Source organism: Blautia sp. ZXY-1-B12, assembly GCF_056339915.1.
On record NZ_JBWJVP010000108.1, the window covers coordinates 1 to 16,879 of the forward strand.

Here is a 16,879-nt window from a genome sequence, read left to right on the forward strand (position 1 = left end):
CCCGGGATGATCGTTCATTTTGATGTGAGCAGGGAGCGTTCTGTCAAGGCGATTGAAGCTGCCATGCTTCATGACCAGAAGATTTTTCTGGTTACTCAGATTGATCCTGAGGTGGAATCACCGGATACTGGCAGGTGTATATCATGTAGGAACCATTGCCTATATCAAACAGGTTGTGAAACTTCCGCAGAACCTTTTGCGGGTACTTGTAGAGGGAACGGGAAGAGCCACACTTGTGAAATTTGAACAGGAGTTTCCGTTTATCAGAAGTGAGATCACACCTGTTGATGAAGAAGAAATGCAGATGCCGGAACCAGTGATGGAAGCCATGCACAGAAGCCTTAAGGAATTATTCCACAGATACTGCATGGAAAATGGAAAAGTCAGCAAAGAGCTGGTAGCACAGATTTTAAATATAGATAATGTTGAGGAACTGGTTGAGCAGATTGCCGTAAATATTCCTTTATCTTATCAGAATAAGCAGAAGATCCTGGAGGCACTTACACTGGAGGAACGTTATGAAGTTCTGGGTGCAATCCTTGGAAATGAGATTGAGATCATGCAGATTGGCAGAGATCTCCAGAAAAAAGTGAAGGCCAGAATTGATAAGAATCAGAGAGAATATATTCTCAGAGAGCAGCTGAAACTGATACGTGAGGAACTGGGTGAGGATAATACTGCGGATGACGCAGAGGAGTTTAAGAAGAAACTCCAGGAACTTCAGGCCGGCGATGAGGTAAAAGAGAAGATCAGCAAAGAAATCGAGAGATTTAAGAATACCAACAGCAATGTATCCGAGAATGCAGTACTGCGTGGTTATATTGAGACCATGCTGGCACTTCCGTGGGAGAAGAAATCCACAGATTCTGATGATCTGAAAGAAGCATGGAAAGTACTTCAGGAAGGTCATTACGGTCTGAAAGATGTGAAGGAGCGTGTGATGGAGTTCCTTTCCGTCTGCAAACTGACACATAAGGGAAAAAGCCCGATCCTTTGTCTGGTAGGACCTCCCGGAACAGGTAAAACCTCCATTGCCCGATCGATTGCAGAAGCAATGCATAAGAAATATGTACGTATCTGTCTGGGCGGTGTGAGAGATGAGGCTGAGATCCGGGGCCACAGAAAGACTTATGTAGGAGCAATGCCGGAAGGATCACTGCAGCATTACAGCAGGCAGGAGTGAGCAATCCTCTGATGCTTCTGGATGAGATTGACAAGACCAGCAGTGATTATAAAGGAGATACTTCTGCGGCACTTCTTGAGGTGCTTGATCCGGAACAGAACAGCAGATTTATGGATCATTATATAGAGGTTCCACAGGATCTTTCAGAAGTACTGTTTATTGCAACTGCAAACGATGTTCAGGGCATTCCGAGACCACTTCTTGACCGTATGGAACTGATCGAGATCGCAGGTTATACTGAGAATGAGAAGGAACATATTGCAAAGGAACATCTGATTCCGAAGCAGATGGAAGAGAACGGTATCGAGAAAGGTAAACTGACAATCCAGTCAGCGGCTCTTAAGAAGATCATCAACAATTATACAAAAGAAGCCGGAGTTCGAAACCTGGAGAGAACCATCGGACAGATATGCAGAAAAACTGCACGTCTGATCATGGAAGAAGATAAAAAGAAAGTTACAGTGACTTCAAAGAATCTGTCAGATTTTCTTGGAAAAGAGCATTTTAACTATCTTATGGCAAATAAGAAAGATGAGATTGGTATTTCCCGCGGGCTTGCCTGGACACAGGTGGGCGGCGATACACTGCAGATTGAAGTCAATGTAATGCCCGGCAAGGGTGAGCTGATGCTTACCGGACAGTTGGGAGATGTTATGAAAGAGTCTGCACAGGCAGGTATTACTTACATTCGTTCCATTGCTTCTGACTATAAAGTTGAGCCGGAATTTTTCCAGGAAAACGATATTCATGTGCATATTCCGGAAGGGGCAGTACCAAAAGACGGACCATCCGCAGGTATTACCATGGCAACTGCAATCCTTTCCGCAATTATTAAGAAGCCGGTAAGGGCAGACCTTGCAATGACCGGTGAGATCACACTGAGAGGAAGAGTTCTTCCGATCGGCGGTTTGAAAGAAAAACTTCTTGCGGCAAAATATGCTAAGATCAAAGAGGTGTTAGTGCCGGCAGAAAACAAACCGGATATTCAGGAATTAGATAAGGAAATCACAGACGGACTTACCATTACCTTTGTAAGTTCAATGAAGGAAGTGCTTAATAAGGCACTGGTATAAAATAAATGGTCAGTCAGTAAAGATTGACCATTTGTTGTGAAAAAAGAGAGGAAATCAATGGTTATTAAGAATGTATCATTAGATATCGTATGCGGTATTACCAGCAAACTTCCGGACACCAACAGACCGGAGGTTGCATTTGCAGGAAAATCAAATGTGGGAAAATCATCGCTGATCAACGGGCTGATGAACCGGAAATCTCTTGCCAGAACAAGTGCACAGCCGGGAAAAACACAGACCATTAACTTTTATAATATCAATGAAGCCATGTATCTGGTAGACCTCCCTGGTTACGGATACGCAAAGGTTTCACAGTCTGAGAAGGAAAAATGGGGCAAGATGATCGAAAGATATCTTCATACATCCAAAAACCTGAAGGCGGTTTTCCTTCTTATTGATATCCGTCATGATCCGTCTGCAAATGACAAGATGATGTATGACTGGATTCTGAACAATGGCTATGAGCCGATCATTATTGCAACGAAGCTTGACAAGCTCAAACGAAGCCAGGTTCAGAAAAATATCAAAGCAATCAAAGAAGGGCTGAAGCTGAGCAAAGATGGCATTATTATTCCTTTCTCTGCTGAGACGAAGCAGGGAAGAGATGAGATCTGGGCTCTGATTGACGAGTTGACCGGACTGGCAGCTACTGAAGAAGCCTGAAAAAATAAATATTCGCTGTTTACTGACGGGATTCTTTTCCTGTGAAAATAAGCAGCAGACAGACAAAATACGAGGACAAAAAATATTATGGGAATTATCAAGGCATTCAAGCTGGGATTTGACTATCTCAAGTATGATGAAGATGGTAACGTGCAGGATACGCAGCGTGCTGTCAATGATGTAAACCTGGACATTGAAGCCGGACAATTCGTGGCTGTTCTGGGACATAATGGTTCCGGAAAATCTACTCTTGCAAAGCACCTGAATGCGCTGTTGCTTCCGACGGAAGGAACTTTGTGGGTAGATGGGATTGACACGTCTAAAGAGCCGGAATTATGGAAAGTCCGACAGAAAGCGGGCATGGTTTTTCAGAATCCTGACAATCAGATCATAGGAACTGTAGTAGAAGAAGACGTAGGGTTCGGACCGGAGAATATGGGTGTGCCCACAGAGAAAATCTGGGAGCGTGTAGATGAGAGCCTGAAAAAAACAGGAATGACATCCTATCGTTATCATTCTCCGAATAAACTTTCCGGTGGACAGAAGCAGAGAGTTGCAATTGCCGGTGTCATGGCAATGCGTCCGAAATGCATCATTTTGGATGAGCCAACTGCAATGCTGGATCCGAATGGACGAAAGGAAGTTCTTGAGGCAGTCAGTGACCTTAACAGACGGGAAGGAGTGACAGTCATTCTGATCACCCACTATATGGAAGAAGTTGTTCATGCGGACAAGGTATATGTTATGGACAACGGAGAAGTGGTGATGCAGGGAACACCCAGAGAGATTTTCTCACAGGTGGAAACTCTGAAAGAATACAGACTGGATGTGCCGCAGGTAACACTTCTGGCACACGAACTTCATAAAGCCGGAGTGGATGTTCCGGAGGGAATACTGACTACAGAGGAGCTGGTGAATGCCTTATGTCAATAGAATTAAAAAATGTAACTTATACCTACAGTCCGGGAACTGCCTATGAGATCCATGCGCTGAAAGATATCAATCTTTCTATTCCGGACGGACAGTTTATCGGAATTATCGGACATACAGGAAGTGGGAAATCTACACTGATCCAGCATTTCAATGCGCTGATCCGTCCAACTTCTGGTACGATCACTTACAATGGAGAGGATATCTGGGGAGAGAAATATGATCGTCGTGCCCTGCGAAGCGAGGTTGGTCTTGTATTTCAGTATCCGGAGCATCAGCTCTTTGAGAATGATGTGCTTTCTGATGTATGCTTTGGTCCCATGAATCAGGGATTATCCAGGGAAGAGGCAGAAGTAGAAGCAAAGAAAGCACTGCAGCACGTAGGTTTCAAGGAGAAAAATTTCAGTAAATCCCCTTTTGAGCTTTCCGGCGGACAGAAGAAAAGAGTTGCTATTGCCGGTGTACTGGCAATGAATCCGAAAATTCTTATTCTGGATGAGCCAACTGCAGGTCTGGATCCGAAAGGACGAGATGATATCCTTGACCAGATCGCAGAGCTTCATAAAGTAAGAGGGATTACCATTATCCTTGTATCCCACAGCATGGAGGATATTGCAAAATATGCGGAGAGACTGATCGTAGTCAATGACGGAGAAATCGCATATGACGATGCTCCCAAAGCAGTATTTGCTCATTACAGAGAGTTGGAAGCCATGGGACTTGCAGCACCGCAGATTACTTATATCATGCATGCTTTGAAGGAAAAAGGCCTGGATGTAGATGTAACTGCTACAACGGTGGATGAGGCAAAAGAGAATATCCTTGCAGTTTTAAGAAAATGTAATCCCGGGAAATTGTCCGGTGACAGACAATCTGTTTCAGACAGTCAGTCGAAAAAAGAAAATGCCAAAGCAGAAACCTTAATTAGTGAGATGGAAGCTGATCTGACTGAGGATGGGACGAAAGAGTCTCATTCAGATGCGCCTGATGAAGATTTAAGCATTCAGAAGGAAACAATGGATAAAAAGTCTGCAGAACAAGAAGAGAATGAGGGAGGGCAGGAAGTATGATCCGAGACATTACAATAGGACAGTATTATCCTGCAGATTCCGTTCTGCACAAAATGGATCCGAGAGCAAAGCTGGTGGGTACACTGGTGTTCATCATCTCTGTCTTTGTATTCCATACATTTCCGGGATATGCAGTGGCAACTATATTTCTGGCAGCGATGATCATTCTTTCCAAAGTTCCTGTGAAATTTATGTTCAAGGGACTGAAGGCAATCGTGATGCTTCTTATGATCACAGTGGTATTTAATATATTTCTGACACCCGGAAAGGTTCTCTGGCAGTGGGGAATCCTGCATGTGACAGAGGAGGGCCTGAAGCTGGCCGGAAGAATGGCCATCCGCCTGACGTATCTGGTGATCGGTTCTTCTCTTATGACGCTGACTACCACACCCAATCAACTTACAGATGGTCTGGAACGACTTCTCAGGCCGTTAAATAAACTTCATGTGCCAATCCACGAGATTGCCATGATGATGTCTATTGCGCTGCGTTTTATCCCAATCCTTATGGAGGAAACCGATAAGATCATGAAAGCACAGATTGCACGTGGCGCAGATTTTGAAACCGGAAATATAATTCAGAAGGCAAAAAATATGATTCCGCTTCTGGTTCCGCTGTTTATTTCTGCGTTCAGAAGAGCAAATGATCTGGCCATGGCCATGGAAGCAAGGTGCTATCATGGAGGGGATAACAGAACCCAGATGAAGCCATTGCGTTATGAGTCCAGAGATTATATTGCATATGTGGTGATGTTTGCTTATCTGGCGATTGCGATTATATTCAGAATCGCAGGAATTTGATGAGATACGGAATAGTTACTGATTTATAATGATATTTTATATGCTGTAATCCAGTAAAAATGGGTTACAGCATATTTCTATTTATGAACAGAAAAAGGCATATTTTTATCTGTTATAAAGATTCTATAATAAACATTAATCGAAAGGTTTTAAAAGAAGCCTTTGGCAGGATAACCAAAGTAACCCCAGTTCTGATTGAGACAGCTTAGAGAAAGTTATATTTAATAAATCTTCTATTTTTTTTATCCGATAAATAACAGTATGACGATGTATAAATAAATTAGAAGCTGTTGCCGACAAATTCAGACCGGAAGAAATATATTGTTCAAGGCAGATGAGTAAATCCTGTCGGTATTCTTTTTTTATGTTTTGAAAATTTTTCATAGATGGAAACATCAATCCATCTGCTTCATTTGATGTAAATAATGTTTTTACAAGATATTCTGGCAAAATTTCCAGAAAAGATATCCCTGGTTCTTTTTTTCTTTGACTTAAAGCTATTTGAGACTGCATAAATGCAGTATGCAACTCCGTAATGTTTTCAAAGCACATACTTTGACCAAAATACATATGACATTGATTTAGAAAATTAGTCATTTTTTTGTAAAGTGTTAAGTTGTGATAGTGTTCAAGATTTTGGTCGACTGCAACAATTTGATCAGAATAATTATATATCATCTCAAGATTCAGGAGATATGAAATATTAGGAATGAAATTTTTTATAGATGGTCCATCTGCTGAGTCTTTTTGAAAAGTCCAGACAAAATATTTCTTTTCTTTAATAAATCCATTACGCGCAAGATTGAAAAAAAGTACTTCCTGATTAATTTCTTTCCCTCTTATAAGCTGTTCAATGTACCATGGCATATGTTTACTTGAAAAAGCAAATTCAGTGGTATGTTGAATTGCCTGTTCAATAAATGTCTGAATCTGTACGACATTCAGATATTCTCCAGGTGTAAATTCTGCAGAAACATCACTTAATGCCAATGTACCAAATATTGATTCATTTCGATAGAGTGGTGCAATGAGTCGCTTTATTTTGTGGAAGCGATTATCTGACTGGAAGAAAAAAGGTTTACGTCCATTATTTAAAAGTGAATTAAGACTCGGATTGATTTCTGATTCGTCAGGCGAACGGCCATGAGACAGAACATAATTCCAAAGTTCTCCTTTGGTGGAAATATCTGGAACATGGCCGGCCGTCATTAAAAGATTTTGTTGCATGTCAAAAATAGCGATAGGATTTTTGAGCATTTCTGTACATATTTGTAAAATATTTTTTAATGATGAATTTTTTAAAATACATTGAAGAATCTGACATTCCCAATTTTGATATTCTGCAATGATATCAGATATAGTATACAGTAGCGAATCTATAGAAATATCTGTTGTAGTGAGAACACTGCAGGAGAGAAAAACAGAGGGAACAGATTCGGGATATTGATTAATAAAAAGCATATGTGCTGGAAAGGAAAAATCTGGTGGGAAAGAATACGACGAATCAATCAGATAAAGAGTATCAGAGTCAATAACTGTTGTTTCAGGTAAAAATTTCCGTACGCGGGTAATTGTGCAGGAATTTTGATTTTGTTCTTTTATCACAAAAATATCTGCTGAAATTTGTTCAAAAATCTGATGAATATTGAGTTTCATAGGAACCCTCCTGTAATATGGACATTTATGTATAAAAATAGTATCTGTTTTTTTGATTATACAGACGATGAATATAAAAAACAAGTGTATTATACTTGGGTTTAGAAAGTGTACAAAAATATATAAAAAGAAAGGGGAAAATTATGAACGAATCAAGAAATCCACTAATGGAAGGTGCCAGTTTACTATATCAGGTTGCACCGGGAGCATTGCTTCCATATGAATATCGAGGAGTAAGACCGGAGATTAAAGCATACCAGACAAGTGCATGGATTGGAACTGCACTGATGATTTCACCAATTTACGATGTGTATGGACCGGATGTGATCAAGTTTTTTAATTCTATCTGTACAAATGATTTTTCTAAACTCGGTATGAAAGGGCTTCGTCATGCAGTAATCTGCAATGAAAAAGGACAGATTATGACAGATGGTGTTGCAATTAAGGTTGCTGAGGACAGAATCCGAACATATTGGTTAAATCCACCTCTTGCGTATCTTGTAGAATCATCTGAAATGGATGTACATGGGGAAGATATGTCAGGAAAAGAATATATTATTCAAATTGATGGAGAAAAATCTCTTGAAATTCTGGAAGATGCTTTTCAGGCGGATTTACATGATATTAAATTTGCACGTCATAGATGTCAGGATGTAGATGGAAAGACAGTACGTATTATTCGCCTTGGGATGTCTGGCAACCTTGCTTATGAAATTCATGGGGATATTTCAGAGTTTGTATATATTTATGATAAGGTTTGGGAAAGCGGGAAAAAATTTGGTGCTCAGAAATTAGGACTTCATGCCTATAATCTTTTTAATCATACGGAAGCAGGATTTCCAAACATCAATCTCCATTATCCGCTTCCATGGTTTGAATCGGGAGAAGGACTGGCCAATTATCTGTATCAGCATCCGGAGACTGCTTTTTATAATATTAAACGTTATCTGCTTGGCAGTGTGGGAGATGATCTTGAAAGTCGTTTTATGACGCCATTTGATGTTGGATGGGATTTCCTTGTGAAATTTAATCATGATTTTACCGGAAAAGATGCTCTTTTGAAACTTGCTGAAGAAAAACGCAGAACAGCAGTAACTCTTGAATGGAATGGAGAGGATGTAGGAAAAATTTTTACTACGAAACTGATTCCGGGAGAGGAACCTTGTGAAGATATTTCCGTACAGAGTGATGTATTCTGGAATGAACAGCCGGAAGAACCAGGATTCACTTATAGAGCAGATAAGGTATTTGCCGGAGAAAACCAGATTGGCATTTCATCTGGAAGAATAATTTCCTATAATTACAATAGTATGATTTCTCTTGGATTTATTAATCCTAAATATGCAAAAGAAGGAACGAAACTGGAAATTTTGTGGGGGACTCCTGGTACGCGTCAGATGAAAGTACGTGCAACAGTAAAAAAACTTCCTTATAATAGCGAGTTTATCCGCAATGAAAACAAAGATGTAGAAGAAATTCCTCATTTATTCTAAGGTTTAACAGGGGGCGGCTGTTTTACGACAGCCGCTTTTCATATATTGTTTGGAAGGAGATACATATTGAATAAAAAACAGAAATATACATTTATAAGTCTTATGCTGGCATCTACTGTTGCTGCTTATGCTCAATATCAGATGAATGTGTTTTCGATTGATCTGATAACAGCGTATCAAATATCTGCTTCTCGTTTTGCGTTTTTATTTACTGCACCAATGCTTCCGGCAATTTTTCTGAGCATTCCATTGGGAAAATTGTCTGATAAAATTGGCTATAGAAATGCAATACAGTTGGGACTTGCTTTTACTATATTAGGACTTACAGGTCGTATTTTTGCAGAAAGTTATTCTACACTATGGATTTGCATGGCATTTAGTGGCGCATCTTCTATTACACTGTTTGTTAATAGCGCAAGAGTATTGGAAGAAGTAGTTCCTGCAGAAAAATCAGTTTTATTTATGGGAATATATACTACGGCCAGTATGCTTGCGCAGACTTTTGCAACTGCAACATCTGCAGTTTTGTATTCAACATTACAAAAAGCCTATGTTGGAGCATTAGTATACGCAGTTGTAATTACTGTTATATGGGCAGGAAACTATTGTATAGAGAAAGAAAATGCTGAAAATACAGAATTCAGAAATGCAGATAGATCTTCAGAGCAAAAAGGAAAATTTTCGGAAGTTCTGAGCTGCAAAGGTATCTGGTTTACTGCAGTCAGTTTATTCTGTATTCTGGGAGCGACTATTACATTAAATACATTTCTTCCAGCTGCACTTATGGAAATTCATGGATTTTCTAAATCGCAGGCAGGTACTGTTGCATCTATGATATCATTTGGAAATATGTTTGGTGCAGTTATAGGGCCCGTTTTGTATCGAAAGTTAAAGAAATTTTCAAGACTTATCTTTTTATTTGGAGGAATTTCTATTATAGGATGTATTGGGGGATGGATGCTTCATGAACAAATCCTTATGATAATTATATATTTTATTACAGGGATTGCTATTGGAGGTGCAATGCCAATTTATTTCACAATGCCGATTAGATTAAGAGAAATTTCATCTGATAATATTTCTACAGCAGGAGGGTTGATTACAACATTTCAGTTAGGGGGAGCGGTAATAGTTCCATCTTATATTATTGCTCCAATTGCAGGAAATAATTATTCAGAAATTTTTATCCTGACTGCAGTTGTGATTGCAATTGCTGTTGGATTGGGTGTATTGCTTGAAAAAGAACTGGTTAAATTGTAGTAGAAAGGAAGTACTGATTATGAAAAAAATATTGCTTAATGGTGTTGATGGAAATTTCGGAGGAAAATCTGCCGGAATACTTCTGGAAAAATATCCTCATGAGGATTTGATTTTTACTGCACCAAGAGAAAAAGCACTTAAAAAGTACAAAGAAATGGGAATTGAAACAAGGGTGGCTGATTTTAATAATGCAGAAACTCTTGTGGAAACATTTAAAGGAGCAGATACTGTTGTATTGATTTCCATGCCTTTTGTAGGACCTAAAAGAAGAGCTGCACATAAAACTGCAATTGATGCAGCAGTACGTGCCGGTGTCAAAAAGCTGGTGTATACTTCTATTGTAGGTGCTGGTGAAAAAGATATTAATACATATGAGGTAAATGATCATGTCTGGACAGAAAATTATATCAAAGAACAACCGATACATTATCTGATTCTTCGTGATTCGCAGTATGCCGAGGCAATGGTTTCTTCTTTTGTAGAAGCATATGAGAGAACTAATGGAGTTCTGGCAAATAATATGGGGGAAGGAAAGATGGCGTTTATATCTCGTGACGATTGCGCAACAGCTGCAGCATATGCGGCAATGTCTGAAGATATTGATAAAGTTTTGAATATTAATGGAGCAGAGCTGTTAACAATTGCTGATTTTCTCGAAATTGCCTCAGAAGTAACAGGGAAGAAAGTGGTATATAAATATATTACGGATGATGAGATGTATGCATATTTTGATTCAATCGGAGTGCCCAGAACAACAGAAGAAATGTGGGCTGATACGGCAAAGAATTTTCCGTTTTGTTCTGATGGAATGGTTACTTTCGGGAAAGCAATCCGTCAAAATCAGATGAGTGTTTATACGAATGATTTTGAAAAACTGACAGGCAGAAAACCATTGTTTGTTAGACAGATTTTTGAAGATTTTTCGAATCATCTTATTGGTAACAGGACTTCAACAGATAATTAATGGAAAGTATAAGAAGCCTTTATTATTGTGCATGAAATAGACAGGAATATCTTTTTTAAAGTAAATGGTATATTTTTGAACAGTAATGTATCTTTCCTGTATCAGGTTTTTACCGTGTGAAATAGCTTTACCCTAAAATAGATTTATGATATTATTTAACAAATACATTAAAATGAAATGTTAAACTGAACTGCGAGGCAGTTATTGGTTATGAATCAGTAAACAATGAAGCAGATGATTTTTTGCTTGGGCAAGATATTATAGATTTATTTTATGGAGGAAAACAGATGAAAAGAATTGGCCTTGTAGTTGCATATGACGGCACAAACTACTGCGGCTGGCAGACACAGCCAAACGGAATTACCGTGCAGGGGGTATTAAATGATACACTGTCCGAGCTTCTGGGAGAGAAAATAGAAACTATCGGTGCAAGCCGTACAGATGCAGGTGTTCATGCCATGGGAAATGTGGCAGTATTTGACACTGACACACGCATCCCGGGAGAAAAGATTTCTTATGCACTGAACCAGCGGCTTCCGGGAGATATCCGTATTCAGCTCTCCGAAGAAGTAGAACCGGATTTCCATCCCCGCTACTGCGACAGCGAAAAAACATATGAATACCGCATCCTGAACCGCAAATTTCCGGTTCCGACAGAGCGCTTATACACCTATTTCTATCACTATAAACTGGATGTAGATAAGATGAAAGCTGCAACCTCATACCTGATTGGACAGCATGATTTTGCTTCTTTTTGCGGTGCAAAAGCGCAGGTAAAAACAACCATTCGTACAGTAACAGGAATTGATGTATGGCGTGACGGAGACATCGTAACTATCCGCGTAACAGGAACAGGATTCCTTTACAACATGGTTCGTATTATCGCAGGAACGTTGATAGAAGTAGGAAACGGTCAATATCCACCGGAGAGAGTAAAGACAATCCTGGAAGCCTGCAACCGCGAAACGGCAGGCCCGACAGCTCCGGCACAGGGATTAACATTGATGGGAATTGAATTTTTTGACTGATCTATAAAATGTAAAAATTATTGCATGCTACATTTTTTCAGACTGAATGACTGAAATGTAGCATGCAATTTTTTTACAACAATGAGTATGGAAAACAAAAAACGGGGGAGTAACGAAAAAAGTTGAAAAAACGACACAAAACCTATTGACAGAACAGAACCCTTATAATATAATAACCAAATGTGACGTAGTGCGAGATGCTTAAGCCAAATAGCCCAGGCGAAAGTATTTATCAGCGGTTTCGGACATTTCCGCATTTTTAGCACCGGCGTTTCCAGTAACTTATATTCGCGGGAAATTCCGCGGTTAATTAAACTATCGTTGATAAATAACAGGAGGTAAAACCATGCAGACTTATATGGCTAATCCAGATAAAATCGAAAGAAAATGGTATGTAGTTGACGCTGATGGATGTACTCTTGGCCGTCTGGCATCCGGAGTAGCAAGCGTTTTAAGAGGAAAAAATAAACCACAGTTTACACCACACGTAGACACAGGTGATTATGTAATCATCGTAAACGCTGACAAGATCAAAGTTACAGGTAAGAAATTAGAGCAGAAAATCTACTACAATCACTCCGATTATGTAGGTGGAATGAGAGAAACCACATTAAAAGAAATGTTAGCAAAGAAACCTGAGAGAGTTATCGAGCTCGCAGTTAAAGGTATGCTTCCAAAAGGACCTTTAGGAAGAAGCATGTACACAAAACTTTTCGTATATGCAGGACCGGAACACAAACATGAAGCTCAGAAACCAGAAGCTTTAACATTTTAATTAGGAGGTAGAAAACATTGGCTAGCGCAAAATTCTACGGAACAGGAAGAAGAAAAAAATCAATCGCAAGAGTTTATCTTGTACCTGGAACCGGTAAGATCACAATCAATAAAAGAGATATCGATGAATATTTTGGATTAGATACACTGAAAGTTATCGTTCGTCAGCCTTTAGCTGCTACAGAAACAGAAGGCAAATTTGACGTATTAGTTAACGTTCATGGTGGTGGATACACAGGACAGGCTGGTGCCATCAGACATGGTGTTGCAAGAGCCCTTCTTCAGGCAGACAACGACTACAGACCAGTTCTGAAAGCTGCTGGATTCTTAACTCGTGACCCACGTATGAAAGAACGTAAGAAATACGGTCTCAAAGCAGCTCGTCGCGCTCCGCAGTTCAGCAAGCGATAATCGACTGCTCAGACTATATCAAAAGGTTTACAAAACCCCGGAAAATCAAGGTTTTCCGGGGTTTTCTTATGCCTAAACGGGCTGACATAGTTTGACCTCATTTGACCAAACGAGAGCCATTTTCACCCAATTTTTAGTGGTTAAATATAGGACAACCGGCAAAATGGGGTCAAAAAACGGCCTTAGTGGTTAAAAAATAGGACAACCAGAGAGCAATTTCGGGAGTATTTTTGAGGGTGATTTTGGCACTCTCAGACACCGGATTTTTCACTGGAGGGTTTGGCATAATCTGACCAAATCTGAACAATTAAATACGATTCTAATGCAGGCACTCAGTAACAAATAACTGGGTGCTTTTTTGTTTCAGAGATTCCGGCATTAGAAAGGGCCGTCACTTTATGATTTTGAAGTGGCGGCTTTTTCTATTTCCAGAAACAACAGCAACAATTAGAAATGAGGCGAAGTCATGAACACACAAATCATCGCCATCGCCAACCAGAAAGGGTGCTATGTGCCAGTGGCACATGTTCAGCACCGACCGGAGCGGGAGCGGAGAAGCGTTGGCAAAACAACAACCTGTGCGAACTTGGGAATAGGTCTGGCACAGGCCGGAAAGAAAGTGCTTTTAATCGACGGGGATCCACAAGGAAGCCTGACAATCAGCTTGGTTTTGAAATGTTTGCTGATGATTGTAACTGCACCGGTCATTTGGGTGTTGACGCTTTTTGTCTGGCTCTGCATGGGGCTGATCTACAATATCCGGTCTGGTGCTTGGTCTGCTCAGCACGGTAATTGCTCTACTTGGCGTGGCTGTGCTGATTACCTATTCCCCGCAGAATGGTGTGATTTTGCTGGTTATGGCATTTTTGATTAGCCCGATGGGGCTACCGCTGGCTGCAATCTGGCTGCTGGGCAAGGTGCAGAATTTGAAATTTGCGATACAGGATTGGGTGTATGGGTAAATGATGTGAATATAATTTGGAATGAAAAGAAGCAGGACAATGGGAGATGTGACCCAATGCCCTGCTTCTCTGTTTATTCGGAACGAACTGTAATATATTTTTGATTGCGACTTTTAGGTTTATCGGGAATAGTCATTTCTAATTGCCCGGATTCTAAAAGCGGATTGATATGCTTCAAAGTGAGGTTTCTTAAATCTTTGAAGCCGCAAAATACTGCAAGCTCTTTCTTGGATTTTGGTGTTGTGCAAAAAGCCAAAATCTGTTTGGATACCGTTGATAGTTCAATAACTTGGTGGGTAACTTGGTGGATAACTTGGTGGGCGTCACCCCCTAAGTTGTAGTTTACATTTTTCAAGATGACCCTGAAATCTGTTGCTGTTGAGGTAAATTCAGGCTTATATGCCGCTGTATATCCAGGTAGCTTTTCGGTTTCACTGACGATTTTGCGTAGGCCACTTCCACGGCGTTCCATGTACTTCATGCGGTGGAACAGATCAGCAATCACAGGGTTTCGTCGCATCGAACGAATACTGTAAATATCGTATTCCTGAATTGAGCCGCCGCCAAACATACCGCCCGGAGATGTGATTTCCACCCGATCATCAAACATATCAATATGGATTTCGCTGCCAAGCACAATATAATCACGATGGATAAGCGCATTGACAAGAGCCTCTGTCACAGCTCGTTCAGCATAATCCGGCTTGTCTACACGATACTGTGCCTCTTTGACAAAACGGACTTTGGAATTATTGCGAATAAATTCACTGCCGCTTTTCAGTAGATAAATCAGATTCCCTTCGTATTCTTTATCGTCCAGCGCATCATCAAAGATAGAGCCTTTCTCCAAGCCATTCCACCGGGTACAGAACATACGGGAGTTATAGACTGTGTGCTGATCGGTCATGAGCTTTCCGGCATTGGTCAAGACCCCATTTTTGTCAGCCAAACCGAAGGAGCCATAATCGGATGGCTCAAAGCGGAGACCAGTTCGTTCCAGATAGGTTGCTTCCAGGAGTGTGAAGCTGTAATCCTTTTTCACAGCTTCTGTTGTTAAGGTGTCAAAGGACTGATTGGTTCCCTTTAAGATTAGTTCATTTACAATGTAATCCGGGGCAATTACGCTTTCATTTCCAACACGGATATATGCTTCCATCACGCCGTCTGCCTTGTAATAATATGGGGTGCTGCGGCCGGGAGAAACCTCCAGAGCTAATAGATTTTTACCATCTTCCTGTAATGGTTTTAAGATAAACTGAGGTAATGGTGTGATTCGTTCTTTGATTAAGCGGCTGATCGCCTCAGCATCCTTTTGAACATCGGACAAGCCAATAGGTTTCCGGTCATCAGAGATTCCGAAAAACAGAGTTCCGCCGATTCCATTGGAAAAGGCACTGACACTTTTTAACCAGCTTTTTGGCTTTTTTATTTCGAGAGCAACTTTGAAATCACATTCTGTTGCTTCAGCAATGAGCTGTTCTATCATAAAATTCCTCCTTTGAGGTATTGGTAGTTTCTTTATATTATACCCATAAGAAGAGTTTATTTCAACGATAGGCACAAAGAGTTCAGAGAAAATATTTTGAGAGGAGGACTTTTTATGGCAACTACAAGAATCATGCCGCTTCATGTCGGCAAAGGCCGCACAGAGAGTCGGGCGATCAGTGACATCATCGACTATGTAGCAAATCCACAGAAAACAGATAATGGTAGGCTCATCACAGGATTTGCGTGTGACAGCAGAACGGTTGATGCGGAGTTTCTTTTAGCAAAAAGGCAGCGGCTGCCACGGCATATCACAATGAGCTTTCGGCGCAGATCAAAGCGGCTGAAAAGCGTATGGCAGAGATCGCTGTTCTGCGTACTCACATCGTAAATTATGCTAAGACCCGTGAGGAAATGCGGGAGCTTTTAACGGCAAAGGCAAATGTAGATCGAGTGCTGAAAATGGAGGTAGAACAGGATGTTGAAAAAGAAAAAGACCACGGCCAGCGGTAAGCTGGTTCTGGTCAAAAGCGTTCGCAGGCACTGGACATCCGGGGGATGTCCGTTTAGTGCCGACCGGAGTGGAACGGAGACCGCGCAGCCACAGAATGAAATTCTGTGTTCAAAGGGGCTTGGGGGCGCTGCCCTCAACAACAAGCTTGCCTCTTTTCTCTGGAAATAAAAAGAACCAGTGAGAGAATCGTTAAATTTCACTCACTGGCTCAATTCATTTCAAATTTCTCGGACAACTCTGTCAGTTCTTTCACCGTTTCCTGGGTGTGATGCAACAGGGTGTCACGCATTTCTGGTGGACAGCTGGAATAAAGCATTTTCCCCTTTTCGATATTGGCGATTTGCTTTACAGAAACATGGCTCAGATCAGAAAGTTCCTGTTGTGTCAGTTCTTTATTCTTTCGAGTTTCCCACATTTTTTGCCCTAAAGCAGTTAAATCATCAATCGGCATAATCACTCACCTCAAGTATATTCTATCGTGCCGATTTACACAAAGGAATAACCTTATTATGCCGGTTGATAGGTTTGATTATATCGATTATAAAACTGAGGATACAAACTCAATTAAAGAGTAATGAAGGATGCAAACTTACCTGTGTTTGTGACAGCATTC

At 40.6% G+C, this 16,879-nt stretch carries 13 protein-coding genes and 5 pseudogenes; 15 read left to right on the forward strand and 3 right to left on the reverse strand.

Annotated elements, in window-relative coordinates; genetic code table 11:
* From lon to AC075L_RS06520, 5 genes and pseudogenes are all read left to right on the forward strand, one after another.
* Window positions 1-2,256 (forward strand): annotated as a pseudogene (lon, locus tag AC075L_RS06500) (endopeptidase La); the annotation flags it as partial.
* A gap of 57 nt (window positions 2,257-2,313) precedes the next feature.
* Window positions 2,314-2,919, forward strand: a complete 606-nt coding sequence (gene yihA / locus AC075L_RS06505) for a ribosome biogenesis GTP-binding protein YihA/YsxC (RefSeq protein ID WP_008705985.1) — start codon at window positions 2,314-2,316, stop codon at window positions 2,917-2,919.
* Between the two features lie 87 nt (window positions 2,920-3,006).
* Window positions 3,007-3,852 (forward strand): energy-coupling factor transporter ATPase, encoded by an 846-nt coding sequence (locus AC075L_RS06510; RefSeq protein WP_025580712.1) that lies wholly within the window; start codon window positions 3,007-3,009, stop codon window positions 3,850-3,852.
* Window positions 3,843-4,688 (forward strand): annotated as a pseudogene (locus tag AC075L_RS06515) (energy-coupling factor transporter ATPase); the annotation flags it as partial. The gene AC075L_RS06510 and the pseudogene AC075L_RS06515, both read left to right, overlap by 10 nt.
* A gap of 227 nt (window positions 4,689-4,915) precedes the next feature.
* A complete protein-coding gene (locus AC075L_RS06520) occupies window positions 4,916-5,719 on the forward strand; it encodes an energy-coupling factor transporter transmembrane component T family protein (RefSeq protein WP_476387392.1) in 804 nt (267 codons plus the stop codon).
* Between the two features lie 135 nt (window positions 5,720-5,854).
* Here the strand turns inward: AC075L_RS06520 and AC075L_RS06525 are convergent, their stop codons facing one another.
* A complete protein-coding gene (locus tag AC075L_RS06525; protein WP_476387393.1) occupies window positions 5,855-7,375 on the reverse strand; it encodes a PucR family transcriptional regulator in 1,521 nt (506 codons plus the stop codon).
* Between the two features lie 143 nt (window positions 7,376-7,518).
* Here AC075L_RS06525 and AC075L_RS06530 point away from each other — a divergent pair, with 143 nt between their 5' ends.
* The 8 genes and pseudogenes from AC075L_RS06530 to AC075L_RS06565 all read left to right on the forward strand — a co-directional run bounded on the left by AC075L_RS06530 (window position 7,519) and on the right by AC075L_RS06565 (window position 14,267).
* Window positions 7,519-8,868 (forward strand): aminomethyl transferase family protein, encoded by a 1,350-nt coding sequence (locus AC075L_RS06530; protein WP_243103836.1) that lies wholly within the window; start codon window positions 7,519-7,521, stop codon window positions 8,866-8,868.
* 66 nt (window positions 8,869-8,934) lie between these two features.
* Window positions 8,935-10,128, forward strand: coding sequence for an MFS transporter (locus AC075L_RS06535; RefSeq protein WP_019160798.1), 1,194 nt, complete (start codon window positions 8,935-8,937; stop codon window positions 10,126-10,128).
* A 19-nt stretch (window positions 10,129-10,147) separates the two neighbouring features.
* Window positions 10,148-11,092 carry an NmrA family NAD(P)-binding protein gene (locus AC075L_RS06540; RefSeq protein WP_118572419.1) on the forward strand — a complete coding sequence of 315 codons (945 nt, stop codon included), beginning with the start codon at window positions 10,148-10,150 and terminating at the stop codon, window positions 11,090-11,092.
* Window positions 11,093-11,379: 287 nt separating this feature from the next.
* On the forward strand, window positions 11,380-12,120 hold the full coding sequence (gene truA, locus AC075L_RS06545) for a tRNA pseudouridine(38-40) synthase TruA (RefSeq protein ID WP_476387394.1): 741 nt from the start codon (window positions 11,380-11,382) through the stop codon (window positions 12,118-12,120).
* Between the two features lie 346 nt (window positions 12,121-12,466).
* A complete protein-coding gene (gene rplM, locus AC075L_RS06550; RefSeq protein WP_008705976.1) occupies window positions 12,467-12,895 on the forward strand; it encodes a 50S ribosomal protein L13 in 429 nt (142 codons plus the stop codon).
* Between the two features lie 17 nt (window positions 12,896-12,912).
* Entirely contained in the window at window positions 12,913-13,305 is a 393-nt protein-coding gene (gene rpsI / locus AC075L_RS06555) for a 30S ribosomal protein S9 (RefSeq protein ID WP_008705974.1), read from the forward strand.
* Window positions 13,306-13,771: 466 nt separating this feature from the next.
* Window positions 13,772-13,972 (forward strand): annotated as a pseudogene (locus AC075L_RS06560) (ParA family protein); the annotation flags it as partial.
* Window positions 13,973-13,990: 18 nt separating this feature from the next.
* Window positions 13,991-14,267: pseudogene (locus AC075L_RS06565) on the forward strand (CD1845 family protein).
* Window positions 14,268-14,340: 73 nt separating this feature from the next.
* Here the strand turns inward: AC075L_RS06565 and AC075L_RS06570 are convergent.
* Window positions 14,341-15,753: an ATP-binding protein gene (locus AC075L_RS06570; RefSeq protein ID WP_476387395.1), complete on the reverse strand. Its 1,413-nt coding sequence runs from the start codon at window positions 15,751-15,753 to the stop codon at window positions 14,341-14,343.
* A gap of 114 nt (window positions 15,754-15,867) precedes the next feature.
* On the opposite strand from AC075L_RS06570, the pseudogene AC075L_RS06575 reads away from it, so the two are divergent.
* Both AC075L_RS06575 and AC075L_RS06580 read left to right on the forward strand, forming a co-directional pair.
* A pseudogene (locus AC075L_RS06575) lies at window positions 15,868-16,044 on the forward strand (relaxase/mobilization nuclease domain-containing protein); the annotation flags it as partial.
* Between the two features lie 186 nt (window positions 16,045-16,230).
* Window positions 16,231-16,434, forward strand: coding sequence for a hypothetical protein (locus AC075L_RS06580; protein ID WP_476387396.1), 204 nt, complete (start codon window positions 16,231-16,233; stop codon window positions 16,432-16,434).
* Window positions 16,435-16,474: 40 nt separating this feature from the next.
* Here AC075L_RS06580 and AC075L_RS06585 read toward each other — a convergent pair whose 3' ends face one another.
* Window positions 16,475-16,717 carry a helix-turn-helix transcriptional regulator gene (locus tag AC075L_RS06585; protein WP_476387397.1) on the reverse strand — a complete coding sequence of 81 codons (243 nt, stop codon included), beginning with the start codon at window positions 16,715-16,717 and terminating at the stop codon, window positions 16,475-16,477.
* Window positions 16,718-16,879 lie beyond the last annotated feature (162 nt).